Origin of the sequence: Pseudomonas sp. 22072, from assembly GCF_052046095.1 — a bacterium.
GTDB lineage: Bacteria > Pseudomonadota > Gammaproteobacteria > Pseudomonadales > Pseudomonadaceae > Aquipseudomonas > Aquipseudomonas paracarnis.
This window is the reverse complement of sequence record NZ_JBQEQE010000009.1, coordinates 196,617-215,750: the sequence shown is the minus strand read 5'-3', so window position 1 is coordinate 215,750 and position 19,134 is coordinate 196,617. Positions and strand designations below refer to the sequence as shown.

Annotated in this window: 19 protein-coding genes, 1 tRNA gene and 1 pseudogene; 12 read left to right on the top strand and 9 right to left on the bottom strand. The window is 57.8% G+C overall.

Annotated elements, in window-relative coordinates; genetic code table 11:
- Positions 1-66 precede the first annotated feature (66 nt).
- Positions 67-495 (bottom strand): glycine zipper domain-containing protein, encoded by a 429-nt coding sequence (locus ACTJLA_RS12490; RefSeq protein ID WP_034127523.1) that lies wholly within the window; start codon positions 493-495, stop codon positions 67-69.
- A 225-nt stretch (positions 496-720) separates the two neighbouring features.
- On the opposite strand from ACTJLA_RS12490, the gene ACTJLA_RS12485 reads away from it, so the two are divergent.
- Positions 721-1,179 carry an Hsp20 family protein gene (locus tag ACTJLA_RS12485; RefSeq protein ID WP_014718573.1) on the top strand — a complete coding sequence of 153 codons (459 nt, stop codon included), beginning with the start codon at positions 721-723 and terminating at the stop codon, positions 1,177-1,179.
- A 66-nt stretch (positions 1,180-1,245) separates the two neighbouring features.
- Here ACTJLA_RS12485 and ACTJLA_RS12480 read toward each other — a convergent pair whose 3' ends face one another.
- Entirely contained in the window at positions 1,246-2,142 is an 897-nt protein-coding gene (locus ACTJLA_RS12480; RefSeq protein WP_197880619.1) for a LysR family transcriptional regulator, read from the bottom strand.
- 236 nt (positions 2,143-2,378) lie between these two features.
- Between ACTJLA_RS12480 and ACTJLA_RS12475 the strand changes: the two are divergent.
- From ACTJLA_RS12475 to ACTJLA_RS12435, 9 genes and pseudogenes are all read left to right on the top strand, one after another.
- Positions 2,379-2,471: pseudogene (locus tag ACTJLA_RS12475) on the top strand (hydrolase); the annotation flags it as partial.
- Positions 2,472-2,534: 63 nt separating this feature from the next.
- The gene (gene ycaC, locus ACTJLA_RS12470) at positions 2,535-3,161 is read left to right on the top strand and encodes an isochorismate family cysteine hydrolase YcaC (protein ID WP_003191542.1); all 627 of its coding nucleotides are present in this window, start codon (positions 2,535-2,537) and stop codon (positions 3,159-3,161) included.
- Between the two features lie 428 nt (positions 3,162-3,589).
- Positions 3,590-4,621, top strand: coding sequence for a phosphate ABC transporter substrate-binding protein PstS (gene pstS, locus ACTJLA_RS12465; RefSeq protein WP_054919120.1), 1,032 nt, complete (start codon positions 3,590-3,592; stop codon positions 4,619-4,621).
- Positions 4,622-4,695: 74 nt separating this feature from the next.
- Positions 4,696-5,661: a phosphate ABC transporter permease subunit PstC gene (pstC, locus tag ACTJLA_RS12460; protein ID WP_003191517.1), complete on the top strand. Its 966-nt coding sequence runs from the start codon at positions 4,696-4,698 to the stop codon at positions 5,659-5,661.
- Positions 5,661-6,554: a phosphate ABC transporter permease PstA gene (gene pstA / locus ACTJLA_RS12455; protein WP_014718563.1), complete on the top strand. Its 894-nt coding sequence runs from the start codon at positions 5,661-5,663 to the stop codon at positions 6,552-6,554. The genes pstC and pstA overlap by 1 nt, the downstream gene beginning before the upstream one ends.
- Positions 6,555-6,630: 76 nt before the next feature.
- The gene (gene pstB / locus ACTJLA_RS12450) at positions 6,631-7,392 is read left to right on the top strand and encodes a phosphate ABC transporter ATP-binding protein PstB (RefSeq protein ID WP_019817112.1); all 762 of its coding nucleotides are present in this window, start codon (positions 6,631-6,633) and stop codon (positions 7,390-7,392) included.
- Positions 7,393-7,448: 56 nt separating this feature from the next.
- Positions 7,449-8,147 (top strand): hypothetical protein, encoded by a 699-nt coding sequence (locus tag ACTJLA_RS12445; RefSeq protein WP_057975821.1) that lies wholly within the window; start codon positions 7,449-7,451, stop codon positions 8,145-8,147.
- The gene (locus ACTJLA_RS12440; RefSeq protein WP_314543371.1) at positions 8,147-8,764 is read left to right on the top strand and encodes a hypothetical protein; all 618 of its coding nucleotides are present in this window, start codon (positions 8,147-8,149) and stop codon (positions 8,762-8,764) included. The genes ACTJLA_RS12445 and ACTJLA_RS12440 overlap by 1 nt, the downstream gene beginning before the upstream one ends.
- A 369-nt stretch (positions 8,765-9,133) precedes the next feature.
- Positions 9,134-10,993 (top strand): calcium-binding protein, encoded by a 1,860-nt coding sequence (locus tag ACTJLA_RS12435; protein WP_314543373.1) that lies wholly within the window; start codon positions 9,134-9,136, stop codon positions 10,991-10,993.
- Positions 10,994-11,346: 353 nt separating this feature from the next.
- On the opposite strand, the gene ACTJLA_RS12430 is transcribed toward ACTJLA_RS12435, so the two are convergent.
- From ACTJLA_RS12430 to ACTJLA_RS12420, 3 genes are all read right to left on the bottom strand, one after another.
- Positions 11,347-11,544: a carbon storage regulator gene (locus ACTJLA_RS12430; protein WP_440841342.1), complete on the bottom strand. Its 198-nt coding sequence runs from the start codon at positions 11,542-11,544 to the stop codon at positions 11,347-11,349.
- A 336-nt stretch (positions 11,545-11,880) separates the two neighbouring features.
- Positions 11,881-12,549, bottom strand: a complete 669-nt coding sequence (locus ACTJLA_RS12425; protein ID WP_314543375.1) for a hypothetical protein — start codon at positions 12,547-12,549, stop codon at positions 11,881-11,883.
- Positions 12,550-12,865: 316 nt separating this feature from the next.
- Positions 12,866-12,952, bottom strand: a tRNA-Leu gene (locus tag ACTJLA_RS12420).
- A gap of 223 nt (positions 12,953-13,175) precedes the next feature.
- Here ACTJLA_RS12420 and ACTJLA_RS12415 point away from each other — a divergent pair.
- The gene (locus tag ACTJLA_RS12415; RefSeq protein ID WP_060764279.1) at positions 13,176-13,652 is read left to right on the top strand and encodes a hypothetical protein; all 477 of its coding nucleotides are present in this window, start codon (positions 13,176-13,178) and stop codon (positions 13,650-13,652) included.
- Between the two features lie 137 nt (positions 13,653-13,789).
- Here ACTJLA_RS12415 and ACTJLA_RS12410 read toward each other — a convergent pair whose 3' ends face one another.
- Positions 13,790-14,317 carry a DinB family protein gene (locus ACTJLA_RS12410; RefSeq protein ID WP_236264686.1) on the bottom strand — a complete coding sequence of 176 codons (528 nt, stop codon included), beginning with the start codon at positions 14,315-14,317 and terminating at the stop codon, positions 13,790-13,792.
- Positions 14,318-14,441: 124 nt separating this feature from the next.
- Here ACTJLA_RS12410 and ACTJLA_RS12405 point away from each other — a divergent pair, with 124 nt between their 5' ends.
- Complete coding sequence (locus ACTJLA_RS12405; RefSeq protein ID WP_034127613.1) at positions 14,442-15,140, top strand: tellurite resistance TerB family protein; 699 nt, start codon at positions 14,442-14,444, stop codon at positions 15,138-15,140.
- Here the strand turns inward: ACTJLA_RS12405 and ACTJLA_RS12400 are convergent.
- The 3 genes from ACTJLA_RS12400 to mgtA all read right to left on the bottom strand — a co-directional run bounded on the left by ACTJLA_RS12400 (position 15,137) and on the right by mgtA (position 19,094).
- The gene (locus tag ACTJLA_RS12400; protein ID WP_072446561.1) at positions 15,137-15,949 is read right to left on the bottom strand and encodes a hypothetical protein; all 813 of its coding nucleotides are present in this window, start codon (positions 15,947-15,949) and stop codon (positions 15,137-15,139) included. The genes ACTJLA_RS12405 and ACTJLA_RS12400 overlap by 4 nt on opposite strands.
- 18 nt (positions 15,950-15,967) lie before the next feature.
- Positions 15,968-16,315 (bottom strand): DUF2493 domain-containing protein, encoded by a 348-nt coding sequence (locus tag ACTJLA_RS12395; protein WP_003191350.1) that lies wholly within the window; start codon positions 16,313-16,315, stop codon positions 15,968-15,970.
- A gap of 64 nt (positions 16,316-16,379) precedes the next feature.
- Complete coding sequence (gene mgtA / locus ACTJLA_RS12390) at positions 16,380-19,094, bottom strand: magnesium-translocating P-type ATPase (RefSeq protein WP_034127512.1); 2,715 nt, start codon at positions 19,092-19,094, stop codon at positions 16,380-16,382.
- Positions 19,095-19,134 lie beyond the last annotated feature (40 nt).

Here is a 19,134-nt window from a genome sequence, read left to right as displayed (position 1 = left end):
CCCAACGGGAGCAAGCTCCCTCGCCACAGGTTAGTGTTTGGTGGCTAACAGCGCCGTGCCACGCGATCAGTGGTGCTTGTTCTTGTGCTTATGTTTGTTGCCTTTGTGCTTGCCACCACCGGAACGATGACCGCTCTCGTCATCCGCCAGGTTGTTACCCAGCGCGCCACCGGCTGCGCCACCCACGCCGGCGCCGATGGTTGAACCGGTGGTGCCGCCCAGGCGATTGCCAATCAGCGAACCGCCTGCCGAGCCCAAACCGCCGCCAATCGCCGCTTCGGTCTTGTTGCCCTTCTGCGCACCCACTGCACTCCCGGCTGCGCCCCCCACGCCGGCGCCGATGGCCGCACCTGTCGAGCCACCAAGCTGCTGGCCCACCACGTTGCCCAATACACCGCCGACACCGCCTCCCAGCGCCGCCGTACCATCTCCAGCGGCCAGGGCCCCTTGGGAGATCAGAATGCCCAATGCCAGGGCCGGGAATGTCATTTTCATTTTTTTGTACCTCAAGGGCTGTCTCAGGCGCTCACGGGGTAAAGCACGCCTGGCATTTTGATTAGAGCACACGCCATAACACTTGGGCTTGGGTGATAGCCCCTTGCACAAGAAAATTTTTTCGGCCCTCTTGAATTCCTTTTGCGCGTCCATAAATTTTTGATCACGCGATGCCGAATCCGGGTCGCGTACTAAATCACTTGGAGAAACTCAGGAGATTTTAAAATGGCTACTACCCTGTCGTTGGCCCCACTGTTCCGTCAATCGGTGGGCTTTGATCGCTTCAATGACCTGTTCGAGTCGGCGCTGCGCAGCGAGGCTCCGAATTCCTATCCACCTCACAACGTGGAAAAGCACGGTGACGACGCGTACCGCATCGTGATCGCCGTGGCTGGCCTGACCGAGGAGGATCTGGATATCCAGGTCGAGAGGGGTGTATTGACGGTTTCCGGCGGAAAACGCGAAACCGACGATAAGGTCGCTTACCTGCACCAGGGCATTGCCCAACGTGCGTTCCGGTTGTCGTTCCGCTTGGCGGACCATATCGAAGTACGTGGCGCATCCCTGACCAACGGTTTGCTCAACATCGACCTGCTGCGTGAAGTGCCTGAAGAGGCCAAGCCAAAACGCATCATGATTGGTGGTGAGACCAAACCCGAGCTGCGTCAGGTCAGCTTGCAGTAAAACAATCGGCGGTAAAAAGGCGCTCTACGGAGCGCCTTTTTTGTGCGCGCTGCAAACGCAGGCCGGCTAAGCCTGGGTATTGGGTGCAAACAACCGCCTGGCCTCGGCAAAACACTTCTCTGCGATGACCGAGCGCGGTTCGGTCTTGCGCATCACCATGCCCAGGGGCGCAAGGACACTGGCGTCTGGCAGGTGGATAAATGCCAGGTTTTCGATGGGGTTTTCCAGGCCGCTGTCCAACGGCATGATTGCGCAACAGAAGCCTTCGTGGATGGCCTGGAACAGTTGATAGGTGGAGTCGCTTTCCAGAATCGGCTGGGGATCGAGACCGCGGCTGCGGAAACTCAAGTCGATGGATTTTCGGTAGTGCATGCCATTGCTGATCATCCCCAGGGGCAGTTGGGCGGCTTCTTCCCAGCTCATCTGTGTGCCTTCGAAGTGGAAGTGGCGGGTGTCGTACAGCAGGCCGACGCGGGTTTCGCCCAGCTCGAAAAACTCCAGGTAATTGGGGCTGACGTGGTCCAGGTAGCACACGCCCAGGTCCAGTTGGTTGGTGCCCAAGGCTTCGATGATTTTGTCCGAACTCATGGAGGTGAGGCTGAACTTGAGTTCCGGGAAGCTGTGGGACAAACCCTGGATAAAGCTGATCGGGTTGAAGCCGCTCAGGGGCACCAGGCCCAGGCGCAGGTTACCGACCAACTGGCCGCGACACGCAGCGGCTTCGGCGAACAGGCCGTCGTGTGCGGCGAGCAGGGTCCTGGCCCAGGCCAATACGCGTTCGCCGGCCTGGGTGAAACCTTCGAAGCGTTGGCCGCGGGTTACCAGCTCCAGGCCCAGTTCTTCCTCCAGGTTGCGCAGGCGCATCGACAGGGTGGGCTGGGTGATGTTGCAGCGCGCGGCGGCCTGACCGAAATGGCGGGTCTGCTCCAGCGCGATCAGGAATTTAAGCTGCTTGATGTCCATGAAGGCACCTGCCTGGAAATAAGTGAACGGTCATGATTGGCGCAAGTGCCTGAAACCCACGGGGTGGAGCCGATGATCGCATTGTAACGACCGCCACGTCCAAGTGCCCTTGCCACCGTGCGGCTGCATTGTTCCATTTTTGAGATGGAGCGGCCCGTTTCAGCCACTACCTAACCCTGAACGCGATGATTAAGGTGGTTCCACTGTTTTTTGGATGGGCCAACGTCTACACCCAGGCCGTGCCGCACTATCAGCTTCTCATCGAGAGCTACATCAAGGCTCAGGAAGTGGCAAACAACCACGAAGTACTAGACTCACAGCGCAAGTAAATACGCTGGGGTCTTTTGCGGCGAGCCCATGTTGGGCGCTGCCTTTTTATCAGGAGTATGAAGATGTCTACACCTTACGTTCGCTTGGACAAAGACAACGCCGCTGTGCTGTTGGTCGACCATCAGGCCGGCTTACTGTCATTGGTCCGCGACATTGACCCGGACAAATTCAAGAACAACGTGCTGGCCCTGGCTGACCTGGCCAAGTACTTCAAGTTGCCGACGATCCTGACCACCAGTTTCGAAACCGGCCCCAATGGCCCGCTGGTGCCCGAGCTCAAGGCACTGTTCCCGGATGCGCCGTACATTGCGCGCCCAGGCCAGATCAATGCCTGGGACAACGAAGACTTCGTCAAGGCCATCAAGGCCACCGGCAAGAAGCAATTGATCATTGCCGGCGTCGTGACCGAAGTGTGCGTGGCGTTCCCGGCGCTGTCGGCCCTGGCCGAAGGCTTTGAAGTGTTTGTGGTCACCGACGCCTCCGGCACTTTCAACGAACTGACCCAACAGTCCGCCTGGGCCCGCATGTCGGCCAACGGCGCGCAACTGATGACCTGGTTTGGCCTGGCCTGTGAGCTGCACCGCGACTGGCGCAACGACATCGAGGGCTTGGGGACGTTGTTCTCCAACCACATTCCGGACTACCGCAACCTGTTCACCAGCTACAACGCGTTGACTGAAGGCAAGTAAGCCTGATGGAAGGCGGCCGCTAGCCGTGGGGGGAGCGGTAGAACGCCTATTTCCCTGACACCCCTAGGTCCAAATGTGGGAGCTGGCTTGCCTGCGATGGCGGCATTGCGCCTGGCACCTATTTATCTGACACCGCGCGATNAAGTAAATAGGCGTTGGCTGTCAGACCGTCATCGCAGGCAAGCCAGCTCCCACAGTTGGATGGCGCAGCTTCAATGGGATCAGCTTCGACCGTCACGGGAGCAAGATCAGTACCGCTAGAGGGATGACAACACTGTAGTCGTATTTTGTTACTAACCCATGCCCTAAAAATACAGCGCTGTGGCGGCAAAGCGGGACAAAACACCCCCTCGCCATTCAATTTTCATAAAAATGTAACAACCCTGCTTCACAGTTCGGGAGCCCGTCACCACAACGAGTTCCTTTTAATGAAAAGCTTGATGAAGTCCGCAGCACTCGCCGTTACGGTATCCCTGTGTGCCTCCTCCTTGACCTTCGCCGCCGAAAACGTGCGCCTCACCGGCTCCGGCGCCAGCTTCCCTGCACCGATCTACCTCACCTGGTTCAAGGATTTCAGCAAGAAGACCGCTGGCGTCACCGTGGATTACCAGTCCAAGGGCAGCGGCGCAGGTGTGCAGGACTTCCTGAATAAAACCGTCGACTTCGCCGCCAGTGACTCGGCCATGAAAGACGAAGACATCGCCAAGGTCGCCGAAGGCGTGCAGTTGCTGCCAATGACTGCCGGTGAAATCGTGCTGGCCTATAACCTGCCGGGCAATCCCAAGGGCCTCAAGCTGCCACGCGATGTTTACTCCAACATCTTCCTGGGCAAGATCACCAAGTGGAACGACCCACAGATCGTCGCCGCCAACCCGGACCTGAAACTCACCGACACGCCGATCACCGTGGTGGTGCGCGCAGACTCCAGCGGCACCACGGCGGTATTCACCAAGCACCTGGCGACCATCAACCCTGAATTCAAAACGGCACTGGGGGAGGGCAACACCGTCAACTGGCCGGCCAGCGACAAATTCATCAAGTCGCCCAAGAACGATGGTGTGACCGCCACCGTACGCCAGACCCCAGGCGCGATTGGCTACATCGAGTACGGTTTCGCCAAACTGGCCAAGGTTGACTTCGCCCAGTTGCAGAACAAGGCCGGCCAGTACGTGGTGCCGAACGCCGAAAGCGGCGCCGAGGCCCTGGCCGCAGTGAAGATGCCGGAAAGCCTGGTGGCCTGGTTGCCTGACCCGGACGGTGCCAAGTCTTACCCGATCACCTCTTACACCTGGATGATTTTCCGCAAGGACAACGGCAACCCTGCCAAGGCCAAGGCCATGCGCGAAATGGTTGAGTACAGCCTGACCGAGGGGCAGAAAATCGCCGACTCCATGGGCTATATCCCGCTGCCGCCATCGGTGGTCGAGCAGGTTCGCAAGGCATCCGCCAACATTCAGTAACACCCGTGAGGCCGCTCTCGGTGTGGGCTGTTTGCCGCGCCGGGGGCGTTTCCCCCCTGTTCCGGAATTAGCCAATGAACAAACCTTTCGTCGTACCGGTTAACCGGGATTCTGCCTGCCAACCTCCCTCGGCCAAAGACTTCCTGGTCGATCGCACCTTCCGTGGGCTCGCGCGAATCGGGGTGGTACTGATTCTGGCGTTGGTCGCAGCCTTGGTATTCGAGGTGGGACGCAAGGCCTTGCCGGGCATGGAAAAGCACGGGTTCGATGTGCTTTTTGGCAGCGTCTGGGACGTTAACCAGGGCAAGTACGGGATCTTGCCGGCCATTTGGGGCACGCTCTACAGCGCTTTCATCGCGCTGCTGATTGCAGGCTTTTTCGGTGTCAGCATGGCGATTTTCCTGACTCAGGATTTTCTGCCGGCCAAGCTGGCCGCTGTGTTTCGCACCATCGTTGAGCTGCTCGCGGCTATCCCCAGCGTGGTGTACGGCCTGTGGGGCATCTACGTGGTGATCCCGGCCATTCGGCCACTGACCACCTGGTTGAACAGCGAACTGGGTTGGATACCGTTTTTCGGCACGTCCCTGAGCGGGCCGGGGTTGCTGCCTGCGGCGCTGGTGTTGGCCATCATGATTCTGCCGACGATTGCCGCCGTATCCCAGGACGCGCTCACCAGCGTGCCGATGAAGACCAAGCAGGCCGCCTACGGCATGGGCACCACCCATTGGGAGGCGATTCTCAAGGTGATGGTGCCATCCGCCGCCACCGGTATTTTCGGCTCCCTGGTACTCGGCCTCGGCCGTGCGCTGGGCGAAACCATGGCGCTGGCGATGCTGGTGGGCAACGCCAACAACATTTCCCTCTCGCTGTTCGCGCCGGCCAATACCTTGGCAGCCTTGTTGGCGCTGAACTTCCCCGAAGCCGGGCCCAACGAGGTGGAGGTATTGATGTACGCCGCTCTCGTCTTGATGTTCATCACGCTGCTGGTGAATGTCATCGGTTCCATGATCATGCTCTACGCCCAACGGGGTAACCGATGATGACGAATCTCACATCCCCTATCACCGCTGTGCCGAGCCTGCAGCGCAAGTTCGAAGGCCGCGCCTTGCGCAGTCTGGTGTTGACCACATTGGTATGGTTTGGCGCGCTGCTGGCCAGTGTGCCGCTGATTTCCGTGCTCTACATGCTGATCACCCGTGGCGGCGCACGCCTGAGCCTGGAGGTGTTCACCGAACTGCCGCCCACCGGCTTCGAAACAGGCGGCGGTTTCGGCAACGCCATGGCCGGCACCTTTGTGATGGTCGGTATCGCTGCGGCGATTGCGGTGCCGGTCGGCATCATGGCCGCGATCTTCCTGGCCGAACTGGGGCCGGACAGCAAATTGGCCAACGCTGCACGCTTTGCCGCCAAGATGCTCACCGGCTTGCCTTCGATCCTGGCCGGGGTGTTTGCCTATGCCTTGGTGGTGATGACCACCGGCACCTACTCGGCACCGGCCGGCGGCGTGGCCCTGGCGGTACTGATGCTGCCCATCGTGGTGCTGACGGCTGAAGAGTCGATGCGCATGGTGCCCAAGATCATGAAGGACGCCGCCTATGGCATGGGCTGCACCCGCTCCCAAGTGATCTGGAAGATCATCTTGCCGACCGGCCTGCCAGCGATCCTCACCGGCGTAATGCTTGCAGTGGCACGTGCCGCAGGCGAAACCGCGCCGTTGTTGTTCACCGCGCTGTTCAGCAACTACTGGATCTACCACGACGGCGACTTGGCGGTGATGAACCCCACGGCCTCCCTTGCAGTGTTGATCTACAACTTTTCCGGCATGCCCTTCGACAACCAGCTGGAGCTCGCCTGGGCGGCCTCGTTGGTGTTGGTGATGATCGTGCTGGTCGTGAATATTGTGAGCCGTATCTTCGGCAAGCCTAAGTATTAAGAACGGGAGCATCTGAATCTTGAACGTCTCAACTGCGCAAATAGCCGCTCCGTTTGTTACCCAATCGCCTGTGGTCATGGACTGCAAGCTGGACAGAATTTTCTACGGCAACTTCATGGCAGTGCGTGACAGCCATGTGCCGATCGAGAAAAACAAGATCACCGGTTTCATCGGCCCGTCCGGCTGCGGCAAAAGTACGGTACTGCGCAGCCTCAACCGAATGAACGACCTGGTGAAGGGCTTTCGCTTCGAGGGCCACGTGCATTTCCTGGGTCAGGACGTATATGGCAAGGGTGTAGACCCGGTGGTGGTGCGCCGTTACATCGGTATGGTGTTCCAGCAGCCGAACCCGTTTTCCATGAGCATCTTCGACAACGTCGCCTTCGGCCTGCGCTTGAACCGCTACAAAGGCGACCTGGGCGACCGCGTCAAGCACGCCCTGCAAGGCGCTGCGCTGTGGGATGAAGTCAAGGACAAGCTCAAGGTCAGCGGCCTGTCGCTTTCCGGTGGACAGCAGCAACGGCTGTGTATTGCCCGTGCGATTGCCACCGAGCCGGAAGTGCTGTTGCTCGATGAGCCTTGCTCGGCACTCGACCCGATTGCGACTCGCCGGGTAGAGGAACTGATGGTGGAACTGAAGAAGGATTACACCATCGCCCTGGTCACCCACAACATGCAGCAGGCGATCCGCGTGGCGGACACCACGGCGTTTTTCTCGGTGGATATTTCCCAGGGCACGCGTACCGGCTACCTGGTGGAAATGGGCCCGACCGCGCAGATTTTTGGCAGCCCGCGTGAACAGATGACCGAGGATTACATCAGCGGCAAATTCAGCTGAGTAACTCCATGTTCGATAGAAACCACACGTGCGCCACCGTCAGCCCAGGAACGCCAATGTCTGCAACGCATCGTCTTGATTTGTCAGCGATTGAACGCGCGCTCCGCAAAGTGCAGAGCCGCTTTGCCCAGCTCAGCACGCAATTTACCGAGCCGCGCGACCCCTTGACCGACGAAGTGCTGCACAACGTGCTTGAAGGCTATGCGCTGGTTGACGACTATGTCGCACGGGGCGTTGACCTGTTTGACCTTCATCATCTGGACCTGATGCTGGAGATCAACGCCACGGTGCTCTGCGGTAGCGACCCGGCGCGCCGCGTGGAATACGCCCAGCACCTGGCCGCCACCGAGGAGCACTTCTTCAACAACGTTGAAGGCGGTATCAAGGACTTGTTCAATTGGTACTGCGCGTATCGCAGTGAATCGGTGTGGAAGCGTGCGGCCGGTGTGTATGTGCGCATTCTCAGCAAGCCCCAGTTGTTTATCGAAGGCAACAACCGCAGTGGCTCGCTGATCGTCAGTTATCTGCTGATGCGTGCCGGGTTGCCACCGTTCGTGCTGACGCTGGAAAATGCCGAGGGTTACTTCAATCCTTCCTCGGTCATCCGTAACTCGGCCAAACATGGCGTCAAGGCGTTGTATGAATTGCCCAAGATCAAGAAAAAGTACGCCGCCTTCCTGGAGGAACAGGCCCCGGATCCCAAGGCGTTTTTCTTGAGCGACGTACCACAGCCTATTTATCAGGGAGGCCATTAATGCGCCGGTATCCGACACTCGCCAGCCGAGCCGTGCAAGCCATCCAGCAGGCGTTTCTCACGCGTGCCGCCAAGCGACCGCGTGTACGCATCTCCTTTGATATCGACGACACGCTGGCTTGCCAACTTGACCACGCTGATGTCGAGAGCAGTTGGCTGCCGGCCTGCGCTCATCGCTGGTGGGGAGAGCCGCTGCGTATCGGTACCCGTTCGCTGACGCGGGAGCTGCGACGCCAGGGTTGCAGTATCTGGGTCTACACCTCATCGGGCAGGGCGCCTTCCTACATCAGGCGTTGGCTGATGCTGTACGGCATTCGTGTCGACGGCGTAGTAAACAGCGTGCGGCATAACCACGCCCTCACGGTGCATGGGCTGTCGAACACCCCCTCGAAATTTCCGCCGGCCTTCGACATTGATTTGCACGTGGATGATTCCGAGGGTGTGCGCCTTGAAGGTAACGACCACGGCTTTCGCGTGGTGGTGGTCGATCCGCAGGATGAGCACTGGGCGCAACGAGTGCTTGAAGCCGTCGCGGGCGTGCAGGCGCAACTGGCCCGGCAGCAATTACCCAGGTTCAAGCAGTCTGTATGCCAAGGTGCTGAGGTTTATTCTTCCTGAGCTCCAGAGAAACCTGAACTTCTTGAGCCCTTATTGCAGTTCACAACTTGCTATAAGGGTTTGATTTTCTTTGACTCGCCAGTCACGAACAACACAGAACTTCACCTCTTGTTCGACAAACAGCGCTTATGGCGCTTTTGTCGTCTATCTCCCCAAGTACATACACTTGTCATCCGATAGTCGGTCACTTTAACGCAGCACTTCTAGGCTAGTGTTGACGAGCTTCCTTAATGGTCAACCTCGATATTAAGCAACGAAGCAGCCTGAACAGAATGCACAACAACAACTTCAATGCATATTGTTTAGCCCGACGCATCAGGTATTACCGTTGACTTTCGGTGTTGATCGCTGGGCTCAAGGAGTACTGACATGGCTATATTCGATTACAAGGGGCAAGACGCCCGCGTCCTGATTTCAGATGCCTGGACCCTCGCCACTTACACCAGTGGTGTAGCGACCGTCGGCGCGCTCTACAACATTCCGGGGCTTGTGCTGGGCGAGGGCAACACCTTCGCGCTGCCCAAGGGCTGGCGTGAGATCGGCGCGAGCGAACTGCAGGTTGATAGCAGCCACACCGACGTCACTGGAAGTTTTACCGGCGACGGCGTCTTTGGTTCTCAAGCCAGGGTGTTTGGTCAATACGATGACAGCGGCCAATTAGTCAAAATGGGTTTTTCCATTGCCGGCACCAACTCGCCAATTGATCTGCTGGGTTGGCCGGCGATGATCGATAACTCTTATATCAACGGCTACGACTACCTGCTCAACTCAATCAAGGATTACGCCACCGGCCATAACCTGAGCGGCAAGGATGTTCTGGTCACCGGCTATAGCCAGGGTGGCTCCGTTACCAACAGCATGTATATCGGCAAGGATACTTTGGCCGACGGGTTCTTCAAGGATTCGGACTACTTTGGCATGGAGTCGCCCAAGTCCAGCAACAGCGACGGAATCTTCAACTTCGGATTTGAAAACGATGTGGTCCACCGTCTCACGGGTCAAGAGACCAACGTGGGCAGCGCCATTATCGATGCGCTTCAAGGCAGTGATGCCAGTTACACCTCGACGACTGACAACATCGTGCTGTTCGACACAATCTACGCGCTGCCAACCTGGCCCAATGGTCCGTTCTCGATTGCCAACCTGTCAGGATGGGCCGCGCACCTGGAAGGCATTTTCATCAACCCTATCCAGCGTATCGCCCAATCGACCTTCTACGATTACATCGAGCGCGACAGCACCATCATCATCAGCAACCTCGACGCCATCAGCCGCAGCTTTACCTGGGTCAGCGACAAACAGACCGCCACCTCCAACCACTACGGCACACCGGCTTTCCTGCTGGGCACCGACAGTTCGGACAAGCTGCAGGACGGCCGCAGCGATGACTTCCTCGACGGGTTCAAGGGTGACGACAGTTTCCGGGTGAGTACCGGTACCGATATCGTCGCCGGCGGCGAAGGCAACGACAAAGTCTTCCTCAAAGGCACCGCGTCTTCCTACGAAGCGGTGAAACTCAGCGATGGCACGTTGTTTCTGAACGACAGCAGCGGCCAATATGGTCTGAAGGAATTGCACGGCGTAGAGCATGTAGAGTTCGAAACCGGCCTTGCCAACAGCCTCGGTCAATTGCCTCTTTTCGGTGGCTTCTTCAGCGGTATTGGCGAGGCGTTGACGCCGTCCTACACGGTGACCAGTGGCAAGCTGGACTTTGATGGCCTGTTCGGCGCCGATAAAGCGTATGCCAAATCCATCGAAGGTAGCCAGCTGGCCGACACCCTCAAAGGCACCGCCACTCGCGACCTGATATTCGGCCAGAACGGCAATGACCGGCTCGACGGTGGCGCCGGCAATGATCTGCTGCACGGCGGCGACGGCAACGACACGCTACTGGGTGGCACCGGTAACGATTCGTTGTATGGCGCCAACGGCAATGACGTCTTGATCGGCGGGCTAGGCAATGACCAACTCAGCGGTGGCGTAGGCAGCGACCTGTTTGTTTTCGACCAACGCGGGTTCGGCCACGACGTGATCAGTGACTTCAACATTCATCAGAATGGGAAAGACCTGCTGGTGTTCGCCAAGTCGCTGTTTGCCAGCGCCGATGCTGTGCTCGGTGCGACTACCCAGCACGGCAGTGACAGCGTGATTCTGGCGGGGGACAGCAGTGTCACCCTGGGGGGGTTCAATGCGGCGCAGTTGAGTGCAGAGATGATCAGCGTGGTTTGATGCCGGATCGGTAAAGCCGGTGATAAAACCTCACAGGATCGTTGATGCTGTGGGGTTTTTTCTTGCTTATCGCTTTATAGCAATCTGTCAGAAGGAAAAAGAAAGAGGACAGATTTATTTATAGGTTTGGCGAGTCCTTTTAGATATAACGAATGAGCCTCTGGAAAATAAATCTTTCCCCTTTTTTTTGCGAACACACACCACTCGAACAAGTACAGCTCGTGCGAATCGTAGACGTCAAATCGTCAGCCATCAACAGCAGCGCATTCAGCAGCACGCCAAAAACAGCAATGCCCATGTGTTCTTTAAACTGCTAGCCGATCCGGCGTTGATACAGTGCGGTTGGGGTTGACCTATTTCAAAGCCTCCGTACCAGAAGTGATAGAGCCGTTATCAGAGGATTTTCTCTCTTGCTCTGAACGAACAATTCGCATGTTCTTGGGCGCGCTAACTCCTAGAGACACGCTTTCGCCCACGACCTTGATTACTTTTAATTGGACTTCGCCGCCGATGTATAGGCTTTTATTGAGCGTTCTCGTAATGACTAGCAATTGATATCCCTTTTCATTAGGTCCTTTATCCTCTGGATTAATCGCATTAATTTCGCGAAAAATATATAAGATTTATCTGGTTGTTCTGCCGATAAATCTTATTGAATGCTTCGCTCCCTCGCCGGGAGAACTACAACGCATGGATAAAAGAGGGGCAAAAGGGGGTGGATTTTAATGGCCGTGGTCAACTAGTCCTGGGCGTGATGTTAAGTTCCTCCTCGGCCCGCGCTGGCGCCAACCCATCTTTGAATTGATGAGGGCTAATCCAGTTGTAGTGAGGGTGACGAAGAACTCTGGCGTGCCGGTCCTACGTCAACACACTTGTCGGGCTTTATGTTAGGCGTCAGATTGTTGGCCGCGAAACTGGTGCCACCAATTGAGATCAATATTAATGCCAAGTTCTTCGCTTACATTTTTTATGGTGTCAATGTCTTTGGGGAGGCTTGGGTCATTATTAATTGCTCTTCTCAATGTTCCTAGCATGCACGCAGCGGTGTATAAAATTGCTTTTTCACACGCTATAGCGCGGGTGTAATGTTCTTTTTCAATACCTCGGATTTCGGATTCTTGGGTTATTATTTTTTCTATATTTACTTTTCTGTATATTGTTGACTTGCATTCATCTTCAATCGAGTGCAGCTTTTTCAGCATGTTTTTTATATGAGCTGCTTGTGATTCCAGATCTAAAAGTCCGCGCTGCTGGGAACTCGATAACATATCGTATGCGTTATCTATATTTGACTCTATTTTCGGGAAAATAAAATTTGGAGTTATAAATAACGTTCCTACGTATTTTTCAGGAGATCTAATGAAATTTTCTCGGTTTTTGATTGTTTCGGTTATTGAGGGTATGGCTCTGCATAAGATGGTTTCGAATGTTTTGAGTTTTGTTTCCAGTTTTGATTTTTGTTGTCGGGCTGAGAGCTTGCTTTTTAATATTTCAGTAAGCGGTGAAAGTAGAAAGCCAACGGCTGCTGCGAGTAGTATTTTGTAGAGGTCGTTCATGTGCAAGTCCATTTGAATTGTGGGTTAGAAGTACAAGAGTATACGGTGGGGTTAGCTAATCGGAGTAGTAATTTTAGAATCCTGATTTTTAACGCTTCCCACAGCGTTGCCGCCCTTTAACCAATCAAGCACTTCCGCCGACTCACCTTGGTATTGTATGTGCGCACAGTACTCGAGACTTGGACGTCACGCGCCTTGAGCTAACGAGCTGTAAGATGTTTTTTGGGCGGGCGGTCCGCAGGACATCGGGGAAGAAATTGCGGAGCAGAAAAGATAAGGGCCTGCCCAGGTTTCCCTGGCAAGCCCTTGATATCTATGGTGCCCGAACCCGGAATCGAACCGGGACGCCCTTACGAGCGGGGGATTTTAAGTCCCATGCGTCTACCAGTTTCGCCATTCGGGCGGTAGCGCGGTGTAACAGGGTTGGGAATATATAGATCCAGCCGCTTCAGCGCAACCTCCCAGCCGGTTTTCCCGCATAAAGATGCGCAGAAAAAAACGTGGCAGATCAGTGATCTACATGGCCTTTGTGCCAAGTCCTGATGAACGCTCGCAACCCAGGAACAAGCCCCATAAATGACAGTCATAGCGATATGCCATTTCGGCATTTCGCAGGGAGTCGTTTGATGCTCAGTATCCGTAAGCAGGCTTGGATCATGGCCGCAGGTGTAGCGGGGTTGTTGGGCACTGGCGCGTTCAGCTCGGCGCAGGCGGGGAGTGCGGTGCAGTGGGGCGAATTTAGTGCGTCGTCTTCAGACAAGTTGACGGCCGGCTCGATGGACGTGGGCGGTGCCTATGTGTTGAAGCCGTCGGGTGTTTCCGTGGGGGATGTCGAGGCGCTGCAAGCTGGGCAAAAACAGAGTCAAAGCGAACTGCAAAGCTTGAAAAGCAAAGTGGAGGGGCAGGAGCGTGCGTTTGATGAGTTCAAGCGCAAGGACGGTTCGAGTGCCAGTAGCAGTGACAGTCAGCTGTCGAGTCTCAAGCGTACGGTGGATGAGCAGAAGAGCACGATAGAGCGGCAGAAAAGCGAGCTCGACGGTCTCAAGCGCAGCCTGGATGATTTGAAGCGCAGCGTGGAGACCTTGAGCAGCAAGGTGAAGTGACAGCACTGATGCTTTGGGCAATATAGGGCAACTGTGGGAGCTGGCTTGCCTGCGATAGTGATGTGTCAGTCACAGGTATTGAACCTGTTACACCGCCATCGCAGGCAAGCCAGCTCCCACATTGACCGTGTCGGCCTTCAGTCAATCAGTGCCAGCAAGTCGGTGACCCCTACGTCCACACCCGCCTGGCTCAGCAGTGTCGTCACCTGGCCGCGGTGGTGAGTCTGGTGGTTGAAAAAGTGCACCAGCAGACCGAAGAAGGGTTTCTCGGCGGCCACGCCGCGCATGTTGTGATAGCGCAGGCGTTGGTCGAGGTGGGGCTCGTGCAGGCTGTGGGCCCAATCGATGATGAGTTGATCCAGCCAGGCGCGATGGGCCGCTAGTTCTGCAAGGCTGGCGAAGGCCAGTTGCTTGAGGTCGCCGGGCGTGGCAACCCCGTTCAGCGGCGCCAAGGCCGCAAAGTTGGCCGGGTGTTCGGCGAAGCGCTTGAGCCAGACGGTGTCACCCAGCATCAGGTGGTTCAAGGTGCCGAAGATCGAACCGAAAAACGCTTGGCGGTCCAGGGTCAACTGCGCGTGCGTCAGGGCGGCGGCGGCGTCGTAGACCTTGCGGTTCATCCATTGGTTATAGGTGGCCATCAGCGCAATGTGCTCGATGCGGTTCACCGCGGTTCTCCCTTCTTGGCGTGATGGCGCCATCATAAAGCTTGCCCGCCCGACGGTCATGGTGTTCCATCAGGGGAGGACTATGTTTGATCAATGCCACTATTGCGCCCCGGAGGGCGACACCATGAATACCAGCGATCTACTGGAACAACTGTTGCGTGCAGGGCAGCAAGGCGGCGGGGCTTCGGGCGGCGGCCTGGGCGGGTTGCTTGGAGGGTTGTTGAAGGGCGCCGGCACCGGCAATGCGTCTGCGGCGGGTGGCGGTTTGGGTGGTTTATTAGGTGGCCTGGGCGGCTTGTTGGGCGGCGCTCCGGCAGGTGGTACTACCCAGACGCGCAGCGGCGGTGGGATGAACTACGCGGCGCTGGCGTCCCTGGGGATGGCGGCCTTCCAGGCGTATCAAGCCTGGCAACGCCAACAGGCTTCGGCACCGCAGCAAGCTATCCAGACCGTTGACCAGCTTGAAGGGCCTGAAGCCGAAGCCCATAGCCACGGCGTACTGCGTGCGTTGATCGCGGCGGCCAAGGCCGATGGCAAAATCGATGCGCAAGAGCAGCAGATGATTTCTGCCGAGATCGGCCGTCATACCGACGACCCACAGCTGCAGCAGTGGCTCGACGCCGAAGTCGCCAAGCCCCTGGATGCCGCCGATTTTGCCGAGTATGCCAATGACCCCGCACTCGCTGCGGAGATTTACCTGGCGAGCGTGATGCTGGTCAATGATCAGCAGGACGCCGAGCGCAATTACCTCGACGACCTGGCCGGTCAGTTGCAAATCGATCCGCAATTGCAGCTGCATCTGGAGCAGCAGGCCAAAGCCTAGAACCTCAGCGTCGCCCCAGTGGTCAGCCACTGGGCGCGATCGCCAATCAGGCTGCGCCCAACCAGCAGGTCCACGTCAACAAATTCACCAATGTGCAAACGCGGCCCAGCCTGCCAGGCCTGTTCGCCGCCTTCCTGGCCATACCGCTCGCCAATCAGCGTGAGCTTCTCTGCCAACTGATATTCGAACCCCGTGCCCCAGGTCAGGCGATGTCGTTGATCACCGTCGTTGTAGGCGTGGCTCCAGCCGGCGTTCAGGTTCAGGCGCAAGGCATCCAGGGGTTGCCATGTCAGGGGGATGTTCAGGTCTGCGCCGTCAAGCCCGTGATGGCGATCCAGCGCGACATGCGCCCCGATAGCAATCGCCAGTTCCAAGCCCAAGTCTTGCCGTGACAGCACCTGCACCTTGGCTTGCGGGCTGATCTGCGTCTCACCTTTGCCTGCATCCACGGCCCGTGACAACGCGGCGCCCCATTGCACGGCTGGCATGGCGCTGAACGTGCAGGCGGGCGACAAGGTGCCGTTATGGGTACTGCCCGCGTGCCGCTGGGCGCTGTACCAGGCGTCGACATTGCATTCACCCGGCGTGTTGATCGCGCCGTCGTCAACCACATAAGCGCCGCCTGCGGCTTGCGCTTTTGAAATCAACGCGGCCACCAGGACAACGCCCAGGGTCACGCCGATAAAGATCAGGTTGCGCTGCAATGCACGGCGCTTTGCTGGCGGCAGTAACAGCAGGGTGTGGCGAGAGTGGCGTGCGCGATATTTGGCAAACCCGTCGCGGCGTGCCGGCGTGTGTTTTTTGTGCATGATGCACCTCGCTTGAGTTCAGCTTTCTACGGTCAGCACCGAAATGCCGCTGGCTTTGGCCTGGCAAACCAGCTCCGAGGTATCGTCACCGCCCGGCAGGGCGATGATCAGATCGGGGCGGCTGTCGGCCAGCATGAAGTGATTGCGCTGGCGTTCCGCCTGTTTGCCATGGCGCTGCCAATTGGGTGGATAACGCACCACGTCGATACCGATTTCCCGGGCCCATTCCTCGATCTCACTGCCCAGGAACTGGTTGCCGCCGTGGATCAGTACCTGCACCGGGCGCAGGCGGTGGTAAGCGTCCAGCACATGGCGGGACTTTTTGGTGTCGGCGTAATGACGACCTGCACAGATCAACACGCGCATGAGCAAATCCTTGTATTGCACGCAGGCGACCGGGCGGCCGCCTGCGTTTGAACGGCGGGGAGGGTCAGTACCACTGTTTGAAGCGGCGGATGTAGATCGTCTTCATCAGTTGGGCGACGCAGCAGTAAGCCAGCAAGGTGCCCACCAGCCATGGGAAGTACGCCAGCGGCAGCGGTTGCAGGCCCACCAGGGTGCCCAGCGGTGAGAACGGCACGTAGATGCCCAGGGCGATCACGATGCAGGTCATCATCAACACCGGCCAGGCGGCCGTGCTCTGGAAGAACGGGATCTTGCGGGTGCGCAGCATATGCACCACCAGGGTTTGCGAGAGCAGCCCTTCGATAAACCAGCCGGACTGGAACAGCGTCTGCATTTCCACACTGTTGGCCGAGAACACGTACCACATCAGCGCAAAGGTGGTGATGTCGAAGATCGACGAGGTCGGCCCGATCCAGATCATGAAGCGGCCGATGTTTTTCGCATCCCACTTGCGTGGCTTGGCCAGGTATTCCTTGTCCATCTTGTCCCACGGCAGGGCCAGTTGGGAGATGTCGTACATCAGGTTCTGCAGCAGCAGATGGATCGCCAGCATCGGCATGAACGGGATGAACGCACTGGCCACCAGCACCGAGAACACGTTGCCGAAGTTGGAGCTGGCAGTCATGTTCAGGTACTTCATGATATTGCCGAAGGTTTCGCGGCCCTTGAGTACGCCTTCTTCCAGCACCATCAGGCTCTTTTCCAGCAGGATGATGTCGGCCGATTCCTTGGCGATGTCGGTGCCGCTGTCCACCGAAATACCCACATCGGCATCCCGCAGCGCCGGTGCATCGTTGATACCGTCACCGAGGAAGCCGACGGTGTGCCCGTTGGTTTGCAGCGCCTTGAGCACGCGGGATTTTTGCAGCGGCGTGAGCTTGGCGAATACGGTGCGCTCTTCTACGCGGCGCAGCAGGGTGGCGTCGTCCATGGCTTCGATTTCCACACCCAGCAGCGGCTGGCCGGGTTCCAGGCCAACCTGGCGGCAGATCTTGCTGGTGACCACGGCGTTGTCGCCGGTCAACACCTTGATCGCCACGCCAATCTGTTGCAGCGCCGCAATGGCCGGGCCTGCGGTTTCCTTCGGTGGGTCCAGGAACGTCAGGAAGCCCTGGATCACCAGGTTGCGTTCGTCGCTGGTGGTGTACTGCTGGCGTGCCAGCGCTTTAGGGATATTGCGGGTCGCTACCACCAGCACGCGGAAACCGTCTTCGTTGTAATCATTGGCGAGCGCCAGTAGCGCCTCACGACGGCGGTCATCCAGGGGCAAGGCTTCGCCGGCCTCCATGACATGGGTAGAAATGCTCAGCATCTCTTCCACCGCGCCCTTGCATACCAGCAACTGGTCACCGGCGGCATCCTTGACCACGATCGACAGGCGACGACGGACAAAGTCGAACGGCAATTCATCGACCTTGCTGTAGGCAAACGGCACCTGGAACTTGGGGTTCTGTTCCGAGAACTGCACGACCGCCTGGTCCATCAGGTTTTTCATGCCGCTCTGGTGAAAGCTGTTGAGCCAGGCCAGGGACAGCACGGCGTCATCGCGCTGGCCAAAGGCATTGACGTGATGCTCGAGGATGATCTTGTCCTGGGTGAGGGTGCCGGTCTTGTCAGTGCACAGCACATCCATCGAGCCGAAGTTCTGAATCGCATTGAGGCGCTTGACCACCACTTTGCGCTTGGCCATGGCCGTAGCACCCTTGGCCAGGTTGGCGCTGACGATCATCGGCAGCATTTCCGGGGTAAGGCCGACGGCTACCGCCAGGGCAAACAGGAAGGCATCGCCCCAATCGCCCTTGGAGAAGCCATTGAGGAAAAACACGATGGGTACCATCACCAGCATGAAGCGGATCAGCAGCCAGCTGACACTGTTCACGCCCCGGTCGAAGGCGGTTTGCACCCGCGAGCCGACAATCGCCTTAGCCAGGGAGCCAAAGTAAGTGCGCGGCCCTGTTGCCACCACCACTGCTTTAGCGCGGCCGCTGACCACGTTGGTGCCCATGAAGCAGATGTTCGGCAAGTCCAGCAGGTTGCCCTGGTCGGCGGCCAGGGTAGAGGCGGACTTTTGCGTGACATCGCCCAGGGTGTCGTACTTCTCCACCGGCAAGGCTTCGCCGGTCAGCACGGCTTGGCTGATAAACAGGTCGCGGGACTCGATCAGGCGGATATCGGCGGGGATCATGTCGCCGGCTGACAGCTGCACGATATCGCCGGCCACCAGGTCGCGCATCGGCACTTCGCGCAAGACCGGCTGGGCGCCAACCTGCTCGCGGCGCAGCACGGTGGCGGTGGTGCGTACCATGGCCTTGAGGGCTTCTGCGGATTTGGCCGAGCGGTGTTCTTGCCAGAAACGCAGCAGGCTGCTGAGCAACACCATGGTCATGATGATGATGACTTTGGTCAGGTCGACTTCTTCACCTGCCTGAAGTGGCAACCAATAGTCGGTGACAAAGCTGATACCGCCCAGGGTCAACAGCACGTAGATGAAGGGGTTGTTCAGTGCCTGCAGGAACTGGACGATAGCGTGTGGCGGCTTGTCATGGGCCACTTCGTTATAGCCTTCGCGTTGCAGGCGCGCCGAGGCGTCCAGTTCGGTCAGGCCGTCCTGGGTGGCGCGTACATTGGCGAGGGTGGCCGCCAGGCCATTGTGGGCTTCGCGGGCGGCACGCATCGACAGCCTGGTGTCGGCAGCGGTGCCATTTTTCTTGTGCAGAGGCGTGTTTTTTACGGCGCTCATTGTCTGTACTCCTGTCGCCAATTCTCGACAAAACATACCC